Below are 22,496 nucleotides of genomic sequence, written 5' to 3'. Positions count from 1 at the left end.
GGCAAGGGAAATAGGCAAATAGAGATTGAATCGAGATAACCAACGCAAAACTACCTGCTTAGGTTGGCTTAAAGGCAATTGACCTATAGCTGATGCCGCTCAGCTTCCCGGCGAAAAGCTCAGAGCCACTGCCGATAAACGAACAGGTAATCAATCGTAGCTTCGCACCCGGTTTGGCCGTACACCCTACTACACTTCGCATTCTTCTCTACCTCACGCGCTGCGTATGATTCTCCGTTTTTCTATTCCCTACTTCACCGCTTGGGGGCAACGCCTGGTGGTATGCGGCTCCGAGCCCAGCTTGGGCAACTGGAACCTCGACCAGGCCCTGGGCCTGCACTTCGACCCCGCGGTGGGCACTTGGAGTCAGGAAATTACCCTGCCCGATGCCGCCAGTGGCACCGTCACCTATAAGTATGTGCTGCTGAATCAGCAGGACGGGAGCCAGCAGTGGGAGTGGGGGCCCAACCGCACCATCGACTATCAGTCGGGGCAGTACCAGCGCATCTTGCTACACGACTTCTGGCGGGCACCCGCCGAGCCCGAAAATGAGCTGTTTACGGCTGCTTTTACGGAGGCGCTGATGCGCCGCCCTACCCCCGCGCCGGCCGAGGCCGCCACAGCGGGTGTAACCAGCAGCAACGCAGTACGCTTCCAGCTGGCGGCGCCACGCGTACCCTCGGGGTGCCAGGTGTGCGTGCTGGGCTCTGATGCGGCCTTGGGCGCCTGGGATGCCAAGCAGGCCTTGGTGCTATCAGATGCCGACTACCCTACCTGGCACGCCGATGTGACCCTGGCCCAGCCCGACCGCATTGCTTTATATAAGTATGGTATCTGGGACCCGGCCACCCAAACCATGGTGCAGATGGAAACCGGTGAAGACCGCGTGCTGCCACCCTCTGAAGAGGAACACACTCTGCGCGTGCGCGCTGACGAAAACTTTCGCTACACCAGTGGCCACTGGCGCGGGGCCGGCGTGGCCCTACCCGTGTTTGCCCTGCGCAGCCAGCAGGGGCTGGGGGTAGGGGAGTTCCCCGATCTGAAGCTGCTGGTAGACTGGGCCGTGCGTACCAATCTGCAGCTGGTGCAGGTGCTACCCATCAACGACACCACCGCTACTCATACCTGGGTGGATAGCTACCCCTACGCCGCCATTTCGGTGTTTGCCCTGCACCCGCAGTACCTGAATCTGGATGCCGTGGCCGAGCTGCAAGACTCCGCCGACCGTGCCGAGCTGGACCGCCTGCGCGAGGAACTGAACGCGAAGGATTTTGTGGACTACGAGCCGGTGATGAACGCCAAGTGGACGTTTATTCGCAAACTCTACCAACAAGAAAAGAAGCGGTTTTTGGCCGATCCGGCCTTCAAGGCATTTTTGCAGGAGCAGCACAGCTGGCTAGTGCCGTACGCGGCCTTCTCAGCTCTACGCGACCGGTTTGGCACGGCCGACTTCCAGCAGTGGCCTCTGGAGTTCCGTGCCCCGCACGACCTGGAGTCCCTCACGGCCCAAACCCAGCCCGACTTCGACGAGTTTGGCGTGCACTTCTTCACGCAGTTTCACCTCGATAAGCAATTGCTCGACGCCGTGAACTACGGCCGCGAGCGGGGCGTGGTGCTAAAAGGCGACCTACCCATCGGCATCTACCGCCACTCCGTGGATGCCTGGACCCAGCCTGAGCTGTACCACATGGACCGCCAGGCCGGTGCCCCACCAGATGATTTCTCCACCACTGGCCAGAACTGGCGCTTCCCTACCTACAACTGGGAGCGGATGGCCGAGGACGACTACGCTTGGTGGAAGCAACGCATGGGACACTTAGCCCGCTACTTCGACGCCCTGCGCATCGACCACATCCTGGGCTTCTTCCGCATCTGGGAGATGCCCGGCAACTCCGTAGAGGGCTTGTTGGGCCACTTTGCGCCAGCCCTACCCCTGCACCGCGACGAGATTGAGCGTCGCCTGGGTTGGTTTGACTACGGCCGCCTGTGCATGCCCTACATCCGCTGGCACATGCTGCAAGACATCTTCCACGACCAAGCTCAAAGCGTGTTTGATGAGTACATGGACGATGCCGGCTATGGCGCCATTCAGCTGAAGCCGCACGTAGCTTCGCAGCGGCAGATAGAGGCGTATATTGATGAGAAGATTGCCCGAGAGCCGCACAGCGCCGACCACTACAAGTGGCTGCGCACGGGGCTGTACCAGTTGGTGAACGAGGTGCTGTTCCTGCCCGCCGGCAACGATTACTACCACCCGCGCATTACGCTCAACAAAACCTACTCCTTCCGCGAGCTGGACGGCGACGAAGCTCGTCGTCGCTTGTACGACGACATCTACATCGACTTCTTCTACGGCCGCAACGAGGAGTTCTGGCGCGAGCAAGGTCTCATCAAGCTGCCACCCGTGCGCTACGCCACCAACATGCTGATTTGCGGCGAAGACCTGGGTATGGTGCCCGCCTCAGTGCCCGGCGTGATGAAGCAGCTCGGTATCCTGGGCCTCAACATCCAGCGTATGCCCTCCGACCCCAAGGTGGAGTTCGGCCACCCCGATGCGGCGCCCTACCTCTCCGTGGTCAGCCCCGGCTCGCACGACATGAGTACGTTACGCGGCTGGTGGGAAGAAGACCGCCAGAAAACCCAGCACTTCTTCGAGAACACGCTGGGCCATTGGGGCGAGCAGGCGCCGTACTACTGCGAGCCATGGGTAGCCCGCGAAATTGTGGCGCAACACCTACACTCGCCCGCCATGTGGGCTATTTTCCCACTCCAGGATTTGCTGGCCCTTAGCTCTGAACTGCGTCGTGAGAACCCGCAAGACGAGCAAATCAACGTGCCGGCCAACCCACAGCACTTCTGGAAGTACCGCTTGCACCTGAGTCTGGAAGATCTGAACCGTGCCACTGATTTCAACCACGAATTGCAGGAGTTGATGGCTGCACGCAGTCGGTCCTTACTATAAATGGCGTACCAACGCAGCCCTCTGTAGCGTAGCTACTGGCCCTATACGCAAAAGCCCCGCTCCACTATATGTGGAGCGGGGCTTTTGCGTATAGAACATATTGTAAAAATTATAAAATAGCTCATCAAGCTCGAGCGTAGATAATAATTTGAAGTAAATATATATAGTGAATAATATTATACTTTTTGAAGTACTACTTACAACGTAAATTAATTAGAATAATATTTAAACGCATTGCTGCGGTAAAGAAATAGTACTAGAATATGATTCTTCCAGATAAGCGGTTTAGATGCCTTTTGTAAAGGTGTATTGGCGTAATATTAGCAAAGCTAGAGGACGGAAATTATAGTATAGAGACCTGAAGCAAAGAATTTTATATAAGAGTGGGGTAGCTTTAGTGACTAATATAGAAGCTATTCATCTTGCCATAAATCAGCATTCCTAAAATGATATGACATGAATCAAAAATGGAAATGTTGTATTTAATTATTTCCGATGATATATATCGAATTGTTTTCAAAGGATACCTGCAATACGCCCGAACAACTCATCTGGCACGTCTCGCCCTTAGTGAACAGCAGCGAATAGCACCCGGGTATAAACTTCCCATTTTGATATATCGGGTATTAAATCTAATAGAATACTCAATAAGGTAATTTCTCCTCTTCTGCTCGCATCTCACAGGATTTTCTTATTATATGAAAGCAACCTTACGCTTACTGGGCTTACTAACAGTCTTGGCCTCTTCGGGACTGCTGCCGGCCTGGGGACAAACGTGTACAACTGCCCCCGTCTCACTAAACTATGCCACACGCACAGACAACGAAAGCTGGAAAAACCGCACTGCTGAGGCAGTACCTAGCGCCACTTCCTTCACGCAGGTGGGTACCAGTTATGAATCAACAGATAACAATGCTACTATCCTAGCTGTAGCCTCTCTCAATGGCCAAAAGGGCTTGGTGTGGAGTGCTACTTATTTGGCTAACAACTCATCCACCGTTACGTATACATTTAACCGAGCCGTGTCGGGCTTGTCGATGCGCATACGGGACATTGATGCGATATATAATGTAGGTGTACTAAATGCTCTACTAACTTCCGGCTATACTGATGAGGTAACAATCTCCGGTATCACAGCGGCTAACACAACGGTGCGGCCTACCCTAACGCTGGTTGGTAGCAGTGCTACCTATATAAATTTAAGCAATACGGCTACTACAGCCACAGCTACGGCTAAGGTAGGGCCAGGTGGTAATGCGACCGTAGATGGTGCCTCGGTAGACGTGGCATTCAACGTTCCGGTAAAGTCGTTCACAATCGTGTACCGCAATACCACCGCAGCAAATGGTCTTTTACCACTTACAGAAACGCAATCCATCAGCATTCCGAGTATTTCGTGGTGCCGCATCGAGCCCGTTGCAAACGACATCACCACGGCTACTATGTCCAATGGTGCGAGTACGCTACCCATTAGTGGCTTGAGTGCTACGGTAGATGGCACGCTCAAGGGGTACAAGCTGATATCGGTTCCGCTGCCAACGCAGGGAACCTTGTACGTGAATGGTGCAATAGCCACTGCCGGACAAAACCTAACACCCTTGCAGGCAACGCAACTCACTTTCGACCCGGCCGTGACGGCACCGGGGCCGGTGAGCTTCACCTACACCGCCATAGACGATGCCGATGTGCAGGACCCTACCCCGGCTACCTATACCATTCCGGTAATCCCTACCGGGGCCAGCGGTACCCCGGCGCCCTGCGCCAATCCGGCCAAAGATGGCTCGGTGGCCAGCTTAACCGTGAATCCCGATACGTACTATCCCAGCCAACTAGAACAGCGACTGCAAGGCGGAGCTACGGCCATTGTGGTGGGAGCCGCAACAGGCGATACCAAAACCAATATTGCCGTTGGTGACTTGCTGCTCATTATTCAGATGCAAGGTGCGGATATCGACGCTAGTAACACCGATGCATACGGTGACGGTGTAGTGGGCGGTGGAGCAAGCGGATACCTGCGCAATGCCAGCTTCACGGCGGGTACCTACGAGTACGTGGTGGCGCAAAGCGACGTAACGACGGCGGGTGGTACTATCCAGTTGGCCACTCCTCTCAAAAATAGCTATCTGAACGCTGCTGCTACCAGTGCCGCGGGTCAGCGGCGCTTCCAGGTGGTGCGGGTGCCGCAGTATGGAAATCTGACGCTGGGGGCTACGATTTCTGCTCTACCCTGGAACGGCAGCACAGGTGGTATTCTGGCCCTCGATGTAGCGGGCACGCTGAACCTGAACAGCTTCACGCTGAGTGCCACGGGAGCCGGATTCCGGGGTGGTGCAGGTCGGGTGCAAACTACTGGTAATGCCAACGATGCATCGTACGTTACTACGGCCGCTTCCAACAACAATGCGCAGAAAGGCGAGGGTATTGCCGGTACTCCGCAATATGTGTTCAACGGCGCTGTGCTAACAACCAATACAGTAGATGGCTACCCCAGTGGCAGCAGCAGCCGCGGAGCACCTGGCAACGCAGGTGGCGGCGGCAACAACAATTTAGATAACAGCGGGGGTGGCGGTGGTGCCAATGGTGGAACTGGTGGCCGTGGCGGTAATAACTTTGCCGGTAACCAAGCCATTGGAGGCGAGCCGGGTGCTGCCGTAGTAGAGGGTAGCAGCAGCCGCCTATTGCTGGGCGGTGGCGGCGGTGCCGGTACTACCAACGGGAATACCAACGCCACGGATGGTACAACCAGCAGTGGCGCCAATGGCGGCGGGATTATCATGGTGCGCACAGGCGCTGTAAGCGGCACAGGCACACTGGTAGCCAACGGCGCCTCGGCTAGCAACGCGGTGAGAGATGATGGTAGCGGCGGCGGCGGCGGCGGCGGGTCTATCCTGCTAACGGCCGTCAATACGGCTGGCCTCACCAGAGTGACGCTCGCAGCGAATGGCGGTAACGGTGGCACCAACACCGGTAGCGGTACCACCGGCTACCACGGCCCAGGCGGCGGCGGCGGCGGCGGTGTGGCGTTGGCAAACGGCGCAGTAGCAGCCGTGTCGACGGCGGCCGGCGCAAATGGTACCACTGTAGGCGGCGTGGCATTTGGCGCCACGGCCGGCTCAGCAGGCGTGAGCAACACCCAAATCAGCAGCAGTATTGCAAACAGCACAGTGGGTACGACTTGTGCCGCCGACGTAACAACGACCCTGGACGGGCCTACCCGCCTGAATCCCGGGCAGCCTTCGGGCAGCTATACCGTGACGTTTACCAACGTGGGCTTGGCTCCCGCCAACGGCCTGGAGCAAGCCGTGACGCTACCCGCAGGAGTAACAAGCGTGCAGCGGCCCGATGGCGCGACGTATGATCCTGTAACACGTGTTATCACGTTTGTCAGTGCTGCTGGCAACACGCTCGGTAGCCGCTCCAGCAATACGTATCAATTCAGCTTCACGGCGCCTAAACAGACTGGCGACTTGGTGCTGACCAGCAACGTGCGGACGACAACAAGTGAGGGTATCAATGCCGCTGCCAACCAGGCTACGCTAACGGCTACCCTGAACATGGCTGCCGATGTGGCCATAACAGTGGCCACGCCCACCAATCCGGTGACGGCTGGGCAAACGGGTACGTTCAACGTGACGCTGTCTAACGTGGGAACAAATACAGCGGCGGCACCCGTAGCCCAGGTGCAACTGCCCGCCGGGCTGACAGGAGTGAGCGTGACGGGTACAAATGGCGTGACCGGTACCTACAACCCCACTACGGGTCTTGTGGCCTATACTTTCCCCAACAGCAATGCAGCCCTGACCAGCGGTTTTGCAGCTACTTCGGCTATTACGTTCACGGCGCCTGCTACGGGACCAGTAACGGCCACGGCCACTATTGGTACGACCACCTACGAGGCCGGGCAAACGGCCAACAACGTAGCGGCTACCACACTCAATATCACGCCGGCCTTCGATCTGTCTACCATGGTGTGGGGCCCTGCCTCTGCCATGACGGGCACACTCACTACCTTCATGGTGTTTACAACCAACGCCGGTCCTTCGCCCGCTAGCGGTGTAACGCAGTTCGTGCAGTTGCCAGCCGGACTAAGCGACGTATTTGTGTCGAATAACGGGGCCTACGATGCTGCATCCGGTATTGTAACCTTCCCGACGCTGGCAACGCTGGCCAACGGGGTGAGCGTGAACAATACCATTAGCTTCACTACTCCTGCAACAGGCTTTACAGCTACAGCCAATGTAACTCCTGCCACTGGCGACTTATTCCCAGGCAATAACAGCATGGCCGCGCCACCTACTACCGTAACGCCGGCCAGTGGTTCGCAGACCAATTTGTACACGACCATCTCACTGCCCGCAACAAATGTAGCGCCCGGCGATGCCATTGTTTTTACCTTGACTACGGGAAACGCCGGCCCTGCCATGGCTACCGATGTGGTGCAACAGGTAGCGTTGCCGGTTGGGCTAAACAGCGTACAAGCAACCGGCAACGGGAGCTACGACCGCACATTGGGCATGGTGTCATTTGCGCCCGTCAGCTTAGCTAGTGGTACTTCTATCTCGCAGACAATTACGCTGCCTGCGCCAGCCGCTGGTAATGTAATAGCTATGGCTAACCTCAATTCGGCTGCTTTAGATCCCATGCCAGCCAACAATATTGCTTCCGTGGCGGCTGTTGTGGCCCCACAGGCCGACATGGCTACCACGCTGCAGGGGCCGCAGTCAACTGTAGCCGGTCAGTCGGTGACATATACCGTAACCACCTCCAACAACGGTGCTGCGGTAGCATCCAACGTGTCGCAACTCGTGCAGATTCCGGCTGGTTTGGTAGGGGTGAATGCCGGTACGGGTAGCTATGATGCTGCAACGGGTATCGTTACTTTTCCAACAATTGCCAGCCAAGTAGTCGGCAATACGATAACCAATACCATCACCTTTACTGCGCCGGCCACTCGTTCGTTTACCAGCACTGCCTACGTAAGCGCTGCCACGCCCGATGCAGTGCAAGCCAACAACACGGCCTCCGTCACAACCGCTACCCAACGCAATGCCGATGTGGCCGTGCTTCTGTCGGGGCCTTCTGCCACTGTAGCAGGCAACCCAATAACCTATACCGTGACAACTACCAATAATGGGTCGTCGATTGCGGGTGGGCAAACCACTACCGTGAAATTGCCCGCTGGTTTGGGAGCAGGTACGGTAGCCGTTACGGGTGGTGGCACGTACGACAACACCACAGGGATAGTCTCCTTCCCAACGGTAACGGAGCAGGCAGTTGGGGCTGCGGGTAGCGTTACGAATACCCTTACGTTCCTGGTGCCCGATGTGGCGCAGCTAACGGTGTCGGCCAACGCTGCAACTGTAGTGGGTACCAACGACCCTAGCCTAGGCAACAATACATCGGTAAGCAGCACCTCAGTAGCTCCTGCCGCACTGGCGCAAGTAGACGAGCAAACAACCATTGCGGCCAATGTAACAATTCAGACGGCGGGTCAGCCCATTGTGTTCACGGTGAATACTACTAATGCCAGCACTACAACAGATGCTTCCAACGTGGTGCAACAAGTAGCATTACCAGCCGGGCTGACCAACGTAACGGTAGAGGATGGCTCCTACAATCCGCAGTCGGGCGTGGTGACGTTTGCAACATTGAGCACGCAGGCAGCCGGTACCACCCGCAGCCGCACCATTACGGTGAATGCACCTGGGGCTGGTCCGCTGGTTGCTCGCGCCAGCGTATCAACTGGTAACCCCGACGCAACACCGGCTAACAACTTTGCTACGGCAAGCGTAATCATTACTCCCCGGGCAGATGTGGCTACCACAGTGAGCGGTCCGGCTACAACGCTGCCCGGCGCCACAGTTACCTACAGCATTGTAACACTGAATAATGGTCCATCGGCGGCAGCCAATGTAGTGCAGACCGTAACGCTGCCGGCCAATGCTACCAATGTGGTGTTGCCAATTGGTGCCACTCAGAGCGGTGAGGTAGTAACCTTCCCTACCATTGCCTCGCAGGCAGCTGGGGTAGCGGGTCAGGTAACCAACAGCATCACGTTCACGGCACCTGCGCCGAGCTTCAACGTGGCGGGTTCGGTATCGTCGGCTACGGTGGATGTAAACCCTGGCAACAATACCTCAACGCAAACCACTACGCTGGCCAACCAGGCGCCCGTGGCGAATATGGTTGTAAACCGCTCGCGGACGCCCGTTGGCAATACTGCTGGGCAGTTGGCTATTTCGGAGCTGAGTGGCCGCGATGCGGACGGTCAAATAGCCTTCTACACCATCACCTCACGCCCAATGGCTACGCAAGGAATATTGTATCTGAATGGCAATCCGGTGGCGAACAACCAACTGATTTTGGCTTCTGATGCAACAAAGCTCACCTTCGACCCGGCTGCTGATTACGTTGGCAACGTATTCTTCACGTATACTGCCACAGATGCAGCAAGCGCTGTATCGGCGCCGGCCATGTACCAAATGGTAGTAGGGCGTGATAATGCTGCGAGTTATACCCCCGCCGCTGTGAAGGGAGGAAGCAACCCTTACCAGAACAACGACGTGATTGCATCTGCCTTTGATGTGAATGGCGGTACGTACAATGTGGCCACGCCGCAAAGCATAGTTGACAATGGCGTGCGGCAGGCCGTAACCACTGATCAAACCAGCACCGACCAGCTCACGGCACTAGGAGTAGCGCTTGACCCTACCACTGGACGCCTTTATGTACTGGACCGGAATAGGCTACGGGCTGGCGAATACACCACCAACATCACCACCACAGATGCAAACGGAGGTATCACAGCACAGGCAGTAAAATTCGCTATTGGCGCACAGCCGCTACCGGTAGAGCTAGTGAGCTTTGTAGCGAAAACCGCACAGCAAGATGCACTGCTGACCTGGCGTACGGCTTCAGAGAAAAACAATGACCGCTTCGTGGTAGAGCGCTCCGTAGATGGTCTGTCGTTTGTGCCAGTTGGTACGGTGAAGGGCAACGGCTCTACCTCCACCGCACACGACTATCACCTGAAGGATGCAGGTGCTGCCCAGGTGGCTCAGCAACTGCACTATCGTCTGCGGCAGGTAGACCAAGACGGCACAGAGTCGTTGTCGCCCGTGCGGACGGTGCAGTTTGCGGCAGTTGCTACAGTGGCGCCTACCCTATACCCGAACCCTGCCTCTAGTAGTACGACGCTGGATCTACGTGGTCTGACCGCTGGTAATTATCAGGTGCGCGTGCTGGACATGACGGGTCGTGCGGTAGCTTCCTTCTCTGTAGGTGGTGGCACTCTGGCCACACTGCCAGTGGCACAACTGCCAGCGGGCTCCTATATGGTGGATGTACGGAGTGAAGCAGTACATTATACACTGCGCTTCATAAAAGAATAACATAGCCCATTCTGGCATACATAAAGGGCCCCTCTGATGTAGAGGGGCCCTTTATGTATGCACAAAAAATGGTTGTATAGAGCAGTTACAGCACTGCTGAAAGCTGAAGTGTAGAATAAGACAATAGGTAGAATCGGCCCCGCTCATGGAAAGGATTAGGATATAGGCCAAGAGGTAGGAAATTAGAAATAATACATTTCATAATTCATATATAATATTGATATATTTATAAAAAAAACTACCTCGAATGGATGGCTTTAATTTGTGTTTTTTATAAAGTGTAAATACAGACCGGTATCAGATTCGTATAGCTAAACGTCTCTTTAAAAGCTAATAGGGCTATTTTTGGCATAGATCATGTATTTTCCGATTAACGGAAAAAGTGTCCCTAAATGAAAATAAGTATTTGCCGAGAGAAAATGCCGTTTTATCGAAAATGTGCCAAATTACTTTTGTATCGGAAGTAGGTTTGCTATACCATCTATCTCAACGCTAACTGCTTGATAGCTTCTCTAAACCACTCATTCAAAAAGTCACACCTCACATTCTATTATATGAAAACAACCTTACGATTTTTAGCGTGGGTCCTAGGGCTGGTGCCTTTAGGACTTCCCGCTGTAGTACAGGCACAGACGCCCACCCTGGAGTTTTTCTCTGGGGCCGGCAACCCCGCGACCACAGCGAATGGTCCAACCGTGGCCAACCAGGTTATCACATTTCAGAATAACCTGAATAACCCGAATGATAACGTGCCTACAGCGTACACGCCTACTACCACGGCTACGTTTTCGCTGAGCAATCAGCAGTTTACGACTGTTCCTACCACTCGAATAAGTACGGGTACTGGTGTGAGTTTTGGTGCTGGGATTAACTCCACTGGTATTGCTGCGGTGGCTGCGAACCTCTTCCCTCTAATGAATGATGTTGGCTCTTCTGCCGACAATAATTATTCGTCAGTTAATGGGGTAAACAGTGGTATCTCAGTAGCCGCAAACCGTAGTGTTAACGTCCTCTTCTCTGCGCAGGCTCTACCGTTCGATATCAGCACTTCTGGTCGATACCGATATGCTGATTTAACAATCACATTTAACCGGGCGGTAACGAACCCAGTGTTGCACTTCACAGGTTTAGGGGGGCAATACGGTACTCTTGGATTCAGTGGTGAATTTGATTTAATAAGTACTGGTGTAACTCTATCTAAATTAAACGGCTCTGATGCATTAACAGTAAATGCGACTCAAGTCTTAAACAACGCTAGTACTATCACGGCTGCTACTGGTACTGGTGGAGCCAGCGGCTCGGTGCTAGTCACTACGCCTTCTTCTGGTGTTACCACACTCGTATTTCGAGTGTATCTGCGAGGAGACGGCGGCGGAACAACTTGGCATCCACAACCAGGAGCGAGTAATGACACACAGCACATAGGTGAACGGTGGTTGATAGGTGTTTCCTCCCTTACCCCCGCAGCAGACGTCGTAACAGCCCTCACTGGCCCGGCTCTCGCCAGCGCTGGCAACCGTGTTATCTATACTACCACTACTACGAACAATGGCCCTGAAGCAGCCCCAAACGTAGTGCCTACCCTAACGCTAACTCCGGGCTTGCCGGCCGCTAACGTTACGTTGCCAGCTGGGGCCAGCTATGATGCTACCAGTGGAGTTGTGACGTTTGCTGCTACGGCCTCTTTGGCGTCGGGTGCAAGCGTGAGCAACACGGTAGTCTTCACAATGCCTGCCTCTGGAAATGTAGCAGGTAGGGTTGCCAGCACCTCCAATACACTGGACAACACGCCTGCCAACAACAACGGCACAGCCGCCAACGCCAACGTGACAACGGTGCAGACTGCTCCAAGCTGCCAGCCATCGTTCCTAGACAACAGCACGGCTTCTAACGGCCTGACGGCGGAGTATTATCCTACAACCTTCTATCAGGAAGTTGGCTTCAACGAGAATGCCATTACATTCTTTCAGCGTACGTCTCCACAGCGTCGCAATGACCAAACGCTCAACTACACTACGAACGACTCTTGGCCCGTTACGGTGTTTGCGGCGGGCACGACTACCAACCCCGACAACTTTAGTGCACGGTATCGGGGTAGCATCAATATTCCGGTAACGGGTAGCTACACGTTCTACTTAACTTCCGACGATGCCTCTTACATGTGGCTCGATGGCAACGCGCTGGCTAGTGTTCCTAACGCCTCAAATGCAACCATCAACAATGGTGGAGCACACAGCATACAGGAACGATCTGCAACAGTAACGCTAACCGCAGGGTTGCACGACGTGCTGATTCTATACGCCGAGCAAGGCGGCGATAATAACCTACGGTGGGAGTACGCCAGCGCCGCTGCCGGCTTGGCTCGTCAGGTAGTACCGGCTTCGGTGCTGTGTGCGGGTCCTGCTGCTACCAACGCGCCCCCCGTAGCCAACAACGTTACAAACGCGACAGTAGCACCCAACTCAACGGCCAATGCGTTGTCACCCAACTTATCGGGTACGGATACGGATGGTTCACTAGCGTACTACAACATTGTGACACTGCCTACCAGTGGGACCTTAAGTCTCAATGGGGTAGCGGTAGTAGCTGGTCAGGCCATTTCGCCTGCTCAATTGAATCAATTGACGTTTACCCCGACCAGTGGCTATACGGGCAATGCTACCTTCACCTACGCTGCTACGGATAATGCCGGGCGCACTAGCCAGACTGTTACCTATACCATTCCGGTATTCTCAGTTATCAGCGGTACAATCTTCGAAGACGTAAACTATGGTGGCGGTGCTGGCCGCACATATGCTGCTGCAAACACTTCGGCCACTGCGTCGGGCTTCACCAGTGGTGCTATCCGTCGTCCGGGTGCTACGGTTGAATTGTACAACGCAAGCGGTGCCCTGGTGGCTACCACCACCACGAATGCTACCGGTGCTTACACATTCAACGTGGCGCCAGCTACCTATACGGTGCGCGTAGTCAACTCCACCGTGACGTCAGCGCGTCCGGGCAGTGTAGCGGGCTTGCTACCTGTGCAGACACTTGCTAATGCTGCTACCGACCGGGTAGGCGGTGAGGCACCCGAGAAGCAGGATGCCGCCGCCAACACGGGCAGCCAAACCCTGGCTGCTCTGACCAGCGGCACGCTCACGCCACAATCCATCACCAGCATTACGGTGCCTAATGCGGGCACGTCGAACGTGGACTTTGGCTTCAACTTCGATGTGGTGACCAACACCAACAATGCAGGGCAGGGCTCTTTGCGGCAGTTCATTCTGAACTCCAACGCCTTGACGAATGCCAACCTGGCACAGAGCGGGCAGACAGCCGGTAAAGAAACCAGCATTTTCATGATTCCGACCAACTCGGCCACAACTGGTTTGCGTGCAGGCTTGGTGTCTGGCCTTACCAACGGTGTAGCCGTTATACGGCCTACCGCAGAGCTGCCTACTATCACAGATGCAAATACCAGCATCGATGGTACGACACAAACTACAAATGTTGGAAACACCAACACGGCGGTGCTTGGAACCGGTGGTACGGTAGGTACGGATGGACTGACTCTAGATAGGGTAAATGGCCCAGAGGTACAGCTGGTAGGCACGCGCGCTTTTAACGGTCTGACAACGTCAGCAACCAATGCAGCTTTCCGCGGGTTGAGTATTTATGGATTTGTGAGCGGCATCAGCGTTGCTGCTAATGCTGCTAACGTTTTGATCGAACAGAACGTCATTGGCACTTCGGCTACCAGCTTCACAGACCCTGGCAACGCGCGTACCACAGAGCAAGGTGTAGCACTCAATAGCTCCGATAATGGTATAATTCGGAATAACCTGATTGCATTTAACGGCGGTATGGGTATTTGGGCACTGGGTAATAACAACGACGGCTCTAACAACAACTCTATTACCAACAATGAGATTCGTGGGAATGCCCAGGAAGTGATAATTGATCCAGAAGGTCTGGTATTCGATGGTCTGGAACTACAGGGACTCAGCACGGGCAACACCGTATCAGGCAACCTGATTACGGCCAACCTTGGCCACGGTATCGACTCATTTGGCAATGCTATTGGTGGTAACACTATTTCCGGTAATACCATTAGTAACAACGGGCAGGGCGTTGCGCAGGGCACTGGCGCAGAAGGCTCAGGCTTGCGCGTGTACGGTGCGAACAACGCAACGACCATCAGCAAAAACGTACTGACCGGTAACAATGGCTCGGGGGTACTGGTGATGTCGACAGCTCGTCAAGTGAATATTTCTCAGAATAGCATGTCTGGCAATACCCGCCTGGGCATTGACTTGCTGAGCACAACAGAAGCCAATACTGCTGCTAATACCTACAATGGTCTGACTGGCACTACCACCAACGTGACGCTGAACGACGACGGCGACGGTGACACGGGTGGCAACGGCCTTACCAACATGCCGGTAATCACCACAGCTACCATCCGTAATGGCAACCTGCTGCTAACAGGCTTCTCACGCCCTGGCGCTACCTTGGAATTCTTTATTGCCAACGTAGGTACATCGACTGGTGTAGGTAATACTAACTTTGGACAGGGGCAAACCTACTTGTTCACTCGTACGGAAGGCACCAACGACCTGGATGCCACTACCGACAACTATAGCGGCAACATCAATGGGTTCAACCAGGGTGCGGAAACGGGCCAAAACCGCTTCTCCTACTCAGTACCGCTTTCCTCGCTGACGGCTGCTCAGCAAACTGCTCTGACCGCTAACGGAGTTAGACTGACAGCTACGGCTACCCAAGTAGCACTTGTTAATGGTAACCAGGGTACTTCCGAATTCTCGGGCAATGCTCCGTTGATCAACGCTCCGGTTGCTGTGAATGACTTCGCTACCACCACGCCTGGTACAGCCGTGACGCTGACGGTGACGAACAATGACCAGAACAGCATTGACCCAGCCACGGTAGCCCTGAGCGGCCAAGTTGCTGGCAGCACTACGTCGGTAACGGTAACAGGTGGCACGTTCCAGTTCCTGAGCAACGGCCAAGTGCGGTTTACGCCTGCTGCTGGTTTCACAGGCATTGCTACGGTACCGTATACTGTGAACAATACCTCGGGTGTGCCCTCAAACACGGCGTATATTTCGGTAGAGGTGAAAGGCACGACCTTCAACCTGGCTACGACTGTTACGGGCCCAGCTTCGGTGAATGCCGGCGCTACAGCTACCTACAGCGTAGTATCGAGCAACCCTGGGTCGGTAGCTGCTACCGGCGTAACAGAAACCGTACAATTGCCTGCGGGTCTCGCCACTACTGGCTTCACGGTAGGTGGTAGCACGGGTACGCTCAGCAATGGCGTCATCACCTTCCCGACGGGCTCTTACAACCAAAATACGGGCCTGCTGACGCTGAACATTGGCAACCTGGCTGCCAACACTGGCTCGGTGACAACAGCCGTTGCTTTCCCGGCTCCGGGCAGCAACCCGTTGACTGTAACGGCAAGCATCAGCGGCAACGGTGGTACGGAAACGACTACGACGGATAATACGGCCCTAGTGACAACGACCGTTGTACCCCGCTACGATGCTACGACCGCTATTACCGGTCCTGCCAGCGTAACGGCCGGCAATGAGGTAACTTATACCGTGGTAACGCGCAACGTAGCTACGGGCACTAATCCCAACTCGGTGTCGCCAGCGGCCAACGTGGAGCAGACCGTGACGCTACCTGGTAATATAACGGGCATCTATGCTTCGAATGGTGGTACAGTGAGTTTCAGCTCAACTAACAACACCACCACGGTGACCTTCCCGGTTATTGATTTGCTGATGCCTGGTCAGACGCAAGTGAATACGATTAGCTTCGTAGCGCCTACCAGCAGTTTTGCAGCGCCAATAGCTACTGTTACCTCGGGCCCGAGTGGCAACAATGCCAACGACCTGAACTCGCCAACGGTAGGAACGAACAACAACACAGCGCAGCTGAACGGTGCAGCTGCCGGCTCGACGGTGACTGTAACGGCTGGTACCGGCCCTGCTACCAACGTGTACACGTCTATTTCGGCTACCAACACGAACGTAGCCCCTGGTGGCAACATCGATCTGACCATTGTAGCTAGCAATGCTGGTCCGGTCGCTGCGGCGGGTGTGCAGCAAACCGTGTCTTTACCCACGGGCTTGACCTTCACCACTCTGGGCGGTGGTACCTATAATCCAAATACAGGTGTACTGACGTTCCCGGCGCTGACAAGCAGCCTGGCAGTGGGTGCCAGCCAGACGTATACTGTAGCGTTCAACGCGCCGCAGCAAGGGACAGTGCTGGCAACGGCTACCGTCACTACTACCAGCCCTGAGTTGACAGCTTCCGACAACGTAGCGCAGACCAGAGTAACTGTAACGCCTCTTGCCGATGTGGCTACCACTCTGGCTGGCCCTACCTCGGCTCTGCCTGGACAACTGCTGACCTATACCGTGACAACGGCCAACAATGGTCAGGCTCCAGCCAGCAACGTAGTAGAGCGGGTGCAGTTGCCTGCTGGTCTAACCGACGTGATGCTGAATAATGTAACTGCTAGCTCAACAGTTTACAACGCTACAACGGGTATTCTGACAATCAGCTACGTTGATGCGCTGTCGATGGGCTTCAGCCAGACGAATACCATCACGTTCTCGGCCCCAAGCAGCATGGCCAGCTTCAGCGCTGTGGCTTCGGTAAGCACGAGCACCAGCGAAACGGCCATTGCCAACAATACGGCAACGGTAACCACTACGGTGACACCCGCTGCAGATGTAATTGTCAGCGCTACGGCACCAGCTTCGGCAGTGGTAGGCAACCAGGTGCTCTACGTAGTAAGCACCACCAACAATGGGGCGGCAGCCGCTACTGGTGTAGTGCCTACGCTGCAACTTCCCGCTGGCCTGGGTGCAACTAACGTAACGTTCCCGGCCGGCTCCGGTACGGGCACATATGATAACACTACAGGTCTGGTGACCTTCCCAACGATGAGCACGCTGCCCAGCGGTAGCAGCATTGCCAATGAGGTAGCCGTAGTGATGCCCGATGTGGCCCAGCTGAATGGCGTAGCACGTGTAACAACGACCAGCTACGATACCAACCTGGATAACAACTACGCCAGCGTAGCAACTACGCCAGCAGCCGCTACCGCTACCACCGCTGACCTGCGCGTGGTATCGTTCACGCCGGCTACGGCAACAGTGAATGCCGGTGCAAACACCACTTTGACGGCTACCTTCAGCAATGCGGGTACCGGCACGGCTACCAATGTGGTACCACAGATTGTGCTCATACCTGGTCTGAGCAACGTAAGTGCTGGTGCAGGTACCTACAACGGCACAACGGGCATCGTAACGTTCCCCGCTGTGACATCTGTTGCTAGTGGTGCTACTGTACCTGGTACGTACAGTGTAAGCTTCGCGGCGCCGGCTTCGGGTCCGGTGAATGCAGTGGCATCTGTTACCTCTGCAACTTCTGATGGAGTGCTCGCGAACAACACGGCGCTGGCCACAGTGAACGTGACGTCGCAGGCGAATGCCACGACTAGTGTGAGTGGTCCGGTATCGGCCGCGCCTGGCTCGAAAGTGACCTATGCCGTGACGACTTCCAACCTCGGCACGTCGCCTGCCACCACCGTGGTGCAGACCGTAACGGTACCCAATACGGTAACGGACCTGACGTTCCCGGCTGGTAGCACCACTACTGTGTCGGGTAGCAACATCGTTATTACCTTCCCAACGGTTGCTTCGCTGGCTGCCGGATCGGTCAATGCCGTTACCAACTACGTATCGTTCACGACGCCGGCTACGGCCACGTCGGTAACAGTAGCAGGTGCTGTGACCTCGAGCATTGACACGAACCCGAACAACAATTCGGCTAGCGTGACAACAATTGCCAACCGTGCTCCGGTGGCCTACAACGTGGTGAACAGTCTGCAGTCGCCGGAAGGCAACACGGCTACCTCGGCGCTGTTTATCTCACCGCTGGCAGCTGCTGATGCAGATGGCAATACTACGCTGACCTACCGGGTAACGGAACTGCCGGCTGCCGCCACAGGTACGTTGTACCTGGCCGATGGTGTGACGCCGGTTACAACGGCAACCGTTCTGACTGCTACTCAGGCCAGCCAGCTGCGCTTCCTACCCGCTACCGGGTTTGTGGGCAATGCCATCTTCAGCTACACGGCTGTTGACAATGCCACGGTACCTGCTACCTCAAACGTAGCGCAGTACACGATTCAGGTAGGCTCCGACGTCAACTCGGCCTACGCGGCTACGCCAACCAAAGGTATTGGCGGCAGTGGCCCCTACCAGAACGGTGACGTGCTGACGTATATCATCGACACCAACGGCGCGCGCTACGTGACGCCAGCTACAGGTGGCTCGGCACTGGTATACAACGCTACCACAGGCGCGCTGCTCGCCGGTGCCAGCAACGGTTTGGCTTCGACGGGTACCAATGCTGTTGTCGCGGGTTCGTCGTCGCTGACCGCTGCGCAGTTGGATGCCCTGGGTATCGGTTTGAATCCTGCTACTGGTCAGCTGTTCGTGGCAGACCGTACCAAGCTGCGGTCCGGCACCTACTCCGTGAGCATCACCACCACGGATGTGAATGGTGGTACTAACACGGTGGTAGAAACCTTCGGCATTGGAGTGAATCCGCTGCCGGTTGAGTTGGTGGCCTTCTCAGTGCAGCGAGTACAGCAGAACGCTGTGCTGAGCTGGAGCACAGCCTCGGAGAAGAACAACGCCTACTTCGTAGTAGAGCGCTCTTTCGATGGCTCGGCTTTCACGGCAGTAGGTCGGGTGGCCGGACAGGGTAGCACCAGCCAGGCCCATGTGTACGGGCTGGTAGATGCCAAAGTGCCACACACCGGCACAGTGTACTACCGCCTGCGTCAGGTAGACCAGGACGGTACGGAGTCGCTGTCGCCAGTACGCACGGTGGTGTTCACGGGCGAGGTAGTAGCCCAGGCGCCTACCCTGTACCCGAACCCCACCACCACGCGTACTACGCTGGATCTGCGCGGTCTGGCAGCTGGTAGCTACCAGGTAAGCGTAGTAGACATGGCCGGCCGCACGGTAGCCAGCTACTCGGTGAGCGGTGGCCTGGAGTCGTCGCTGGACGTGCAGCAGCTACCAGTAGGCACGTACGTGGTACTGGTGCAAGGCACCAACGGGCGCCATGTGCTGCGTCTGGTGAAGCAATAAGCCTTGGGCTAACGCTTCTGCTAAAACAAAAGGCCTCTCCGACTGGAGAGGCCTTTTGTTTTAGCTGTGGGTAGGACTGTCGGTCAACAGCTAGGCGCGAGTCTGCTACTATAGGAACCAATAAGCAGTGGCTGCGCTACGTGTATCTTCAAAAACTAATTAACCGAAACATCGGTACATAGAGCTCTTCCTGCTGGGAGAGCTTTTTTGTGCGTTGTCCGCTCCTGCGGATATGCCAACGCCATTGCGCTGCCGGAAAGCAAGGCGTTATTTTATTTGTTTCATGAAGCCAACCATTGCCACCGTACGCCCAGCCCGCCAGCTGCTAACTTCTACCGACTATGATGTGGTGATTGTGGGTGCCGGTAGTGCCGGCCTGAGTGCGGCGCTGATACTGGGGCGTAGTATGCGCCGCGTGTTGGTATGTGATGCCGGCGCCCCGCGCAACGTGACCTCGCCCGCCGTGCAAGGCTTCTTCACGCGCGACTGCACCGCCCCCACGGAGCTGTTGCGCATAGGCCGCAGTCAGCTCACGCCCTACGACTCGGTGGAGGTGCGCGAGCTGCGCGTAACGGCCATCAAGAAAGAAGACGGCCATTTTCGGGTAGAGGCTAACACTGAGGCCAACCGCACCACCGTGGCAACGGCGCGCAAGGTGATACTAGCCACGGGTGTGGAGGATGAGTTGCCCCCTCTGGATGGTATGCGCGAGTTTTGGGGTAGGGGCGTGCTGCACTGCCCTTACTGCCACGGCTGGGAAGTGCGCAACCAGCCGCTGGCTATCTACGGCCGCGGCAAAACTGTTACGGGGCTAGCGCTGCTGGTCAGCCGGTGGTCGAGCCATATAACGGTGTGCACCGACGGGCCGGGCCACCTTACCGAAAATGCCCGGCGGCGCCTGCGCCAACAGGGTATTGACGTGCGCGAGGAATGCGTGCGCCAGTTGGTGGGTAGGCCTGATGGTATGCTGCGTTGCGTAGAATTTGAAACGGGTGAGCCGCTAGAATGCCATGCGCTCTTTCTGCATGCGCCCCAGCACCAGCGCGCTCCATTTGCCGAGCAGCTGGGATGCCGCTTCACTAAGAAAGGTGCCGTGTGGGTCGATAAAAAACAGCAGACATCCGTAGCCGGTCTTTACGCTACCGGTGACCTTACGCCCGGTCAGCAACAGGCAATTATGGCAGCAGCTGAGGGCTCCAAAGCTGGCATTGTCATCAATGAGCAGCTGACCCGGGAGGAGTGCCCAAAATAATTTCGGGCGGGGGTGAAACGGGCAATCTGTTTGGCGTAGTGGTTGCGTAGGTTCCGGACAAAATTCAACTTACATGAAAAAAGTCCTGTTACTCGCTACCCTGTTTCTAGGTCTGTTTGTCGTTGGCTGCAAGGAGATTGACAAACTGTTGACCTTCTACTTTGATGATAGTCAAAACATCAAGATTGCGTCCAGCTTTCCGGTAGGGGTAGCCGCCCCATTGTCACCGGTGGCGGTGCCCACGCAGTCGTCCTCCAAGTTTAAGAACAATAACACCCGCGCTGATCTGGTGAAGGACGTCAGCCTGGACCGGCTTGCGCTTACGATTGCCGACCCAAACAGCGAGAACTTCGATTTTTTGCGCAGCATCGAAATCTACATCAGCACCGGCAATGGCAACGACCAAATTCTGCTGGCTTCGCTTAGCAATGTGCCCAAGGGTGTGCAGAGCATCGCCCTCACACCAACCAAAGCCAAGCTCGACAGCTACATCAAAGCCGATAGCTACACGCTGACTACCAAGGCCACCATTGCCAAAGCCATTACCCGCGACATCACCATCCGCGCTGACTCTCGTTTCAAAGTAACCGCCGATCCGCTGTAGGTGGTGAAGTGGTGAGTTTGTGAAGTTGTGAATGCAAAAATGCCTGTCATCCTGAGCGGAGCTCAGGATGACAGGCATTTTTGCATTCACAACTTCACAAACTCACCACTTCGCTATTTCAATAACTCGTGCAACACGGTTTGCATGGAGAAGACGCGGTTGCCGGCTTCTTGGATGACCAAGGAGTTGGGTGAATCCAGGATAGCGTCTGATACTTCTACGTTGCGGCGCACGGGTAGGCAATGCAAGAACTTGGCGTCGTTGGTACCGGCCATGTGCTCGGGCGTGAGCATCCAACTGGGGTCGTTGCTGATGACCTGACCGTAATTTTGGTAGCTGCTCCAGTTTTTGGCCTGCACGAAGTCGGCACCTTCCAGGGCTTTCTGTTGGTCGTACTCGATACGGGCGCCTTTTGTGAACTTGGGGTCTAGTTCGTAGCCCTCGGGGTGGGTAATCACGAAATCAACCCAGTCAATCTCCGAAAACCAGTCGGCAAAGGAATTGGGTACGCATTGAGGTAGGGCGCGCACGTGCGGAGCCCAGGTCAGGACCACTTTCACGCGCTCCTTCTGCTTGTGCTCGGCTACGGTAATCAGGTCGGCAAACGACTGCAAGGGGTGCAGCGTAGCGCTTTCCAGGCTCACCACGGGCACGGTAGCATACTGCATAATCTTCTTGAACACCACCTCGTTGTAGTCTTCCTCGCGGTCCTTTAGGGTAGGGAAGGTGCGCACGCCCAGTACATCGCAGTACTGACTCATCACGGCAATGGCCTCCTTAATATGCTCCTGGGTGCCACCGTTCATCACGGCGCCATCGGCCATTTCCAGCGTCCAAGAGTCGGCGCCGGCGTTTAGTACCCAGGCTTGCGCGCCCAGGTTGTAGGCGGCTTTTACGCTGCTCAGGCGGGTGCGTAGGCTGGGATTGAAGAAAATCAGCCCTACGGTCTTATTCTTACCGATGTGCTGATAGCCGTATGGATTCTGCTTGATTTCGAGCGCCTTGGCGAGGAGGGCTTTGTAGTCGCCCGCATCGGCGAAGGAGGTGAAGTTCTGCATGAAGAGGGATAGGTAAGGGTAGGGAAAAGGCCGTCCTGCTG

Annotated in this window: 6 protein-coding genes; 5 read left to right on the top strand and 1 reads right to left on the bottom strand. The window is 55.7% G+C overall.

The annotated features are described in order from the left end of the window. Positions 1–226: 226 nt before the first annotated feature. The 5 genes from MUN82_RS16755 to MUN82_RS16735 all read left to right on the top strand — a co-directional run bounded on the left by MUN82_RS16755 (position 227) and on the right by MUN82_RS16735 (position 21,397). Positions 227–2,962, top strand: coding sequence for a 4-alpha-glucanotransferase (locus MUN82_RS16755; protein ID WP_245092301.1), 2,736 nt, complete (start codon positions 227–229; stop codon positions 2,960–2,962). Between the two features lie 698 nt (positions 2,963–3,660). Next, entirely contained in the window at positions 3,661–10,353 is a 6,693-nt protein-coding gene (locus MUN82_RS16750) for a T9SS type A sorting domain-containing protein (protein WP_245092299.1), read from the top strand. A 554-nt stretch (positions 10,354–10,907) separates the two neighbouring features. Continuing rightward, positions 10,908–19,541: a T9SS type A sorting domain-containing protein gene (locus tag MUN82_RS16745; RefSeq protein ID WP_311136403.1), complete on the top strand. Its 8,634-nt coding sequence runs from the start codon at positions 10,908–10,910 to the stop codon at positions 19,539–19,541. A gap of 283 nt (positions 19,542–19,824) precedes the next feature. Then, on the top strand, positions 19,825–20,793 hold the full coding sequence (locus tag MUN82_RS16740; RefSeq protein WP_245092297.1) for an NAD(P)/FAD-dependent oxidoreductase: 969 nt from the start codon (positions 19,825–19,827) through the stop codon (positions 20,791–20,793). A 73-nt stretch (positions 20,794–20,866) separates the two neighbouring features. Beyond that, positions 20,867–21,397, top strand: coding sequence for a hypothetical protein (locus MUN82_RS16735; protein ID WP_245092295.1), 531 nt, complete (start codon positions 20,867–20,869; stop codon positions 21,395–21,397). A 113-nt stretch (positions 21,398–21,510) separates the two neighbouring features. Here the strand turns inward: MUN82_RS16735 and MUN82_RS16730 are convergent, their stop codons facing one another. Beyond that, entirely contained in the window at positions 21,511–22,455 is a 945-nt protein-coding gene (locus MUN82_RS16730; protein WP_245092293.1) for an N-acetylornithine carbamoyltransferase, read from the bottom strand. Between the last annotated feature and the right edge of the window lie 41 nt (positions 22,456–22,496).

Origin of the sequence: Hymenobacter aerilatus, assembly GCF_022921095.1 — a bacterium.
GTDB classification, from domain to species: Bacteria; Bacteroidota; Bacteroidia; order Cytophagales; family Hymenobacteraceae; genus Hymenobacter; species Hymenobacter aerilatus.
Note: the sequence above shows the minus strand (reverse complement) of the source record. Positions and strands in the feature narration are given on the sequence as shown.